We start from the raw sequence: 454 nt of genomic DNA, 5'->3' as shown, positions 1-454 counted from the left end.
GTGAGTTCCGAGATCGGCTTTTTGAGTAATGCTTTGATATTAAATTGGGACATAGGCGGTTGTCCTCTCTGTCGATTGGCAAGGGCTGTAATACCGCCCTCATTGTAGAGTTTTTGCCATTGCAAAATGGTGGTCATACTACCAATCCCAAAGTGGGCGGCAGCCGGCCTAGCTGATATCTGATGCTGTGCCATATATTGGATAACTTGGACTTTGAACTGCGGGGAATGGCGTTGGTAGCTAGGATTAAGACCGCTATGGCCATGTGCTTGATAGGCTAAAGCCCATTTGCGGACATCTGAGTGACTAATCTCAAATAAGTGACTTACCCGCTTAAGACCGCCTGACTTTAGAAACTCTTTAACTACCTTTAGCTTGAACTGCTTGCTGTACTTGCTCATAAAACAAAACCCCCTTGGTTGGACATAGCGTCCAACTTTTGGGGGTCAGTTCA

1 protein-coding gene is annotated in these 454 nt (G+C 46.0%); it reads right to left on the bottom strand.

Features of this window, described 5'->3' with window-relative positions; all coding sequences use genetic code 11:
- On the bottom strand, positions 1–401 hold a 401-nt coding region (locus tag VC188_RS11955), incomplete at its 3' end, for a transposase (RefSeq protein ID WP_323484115.1).
- Positions 402–454: the final 53 nt, after the last annotated feature.

Source organism: Polynucleobacter sp. MG-28-Ekke-A2, assembly GCF_035012985.1.
Classification (GTDB): domain Bacteria; phylum Pseudomonadota; class Gammaproteobacteria; order Burkholderiales; family Burkholderiaceae; genus Polynucleobacter.
Note: the sequence above shows the minus strand (reverse complement) of the source record. Positions and strands in the feature narration are given on the sequence as shown.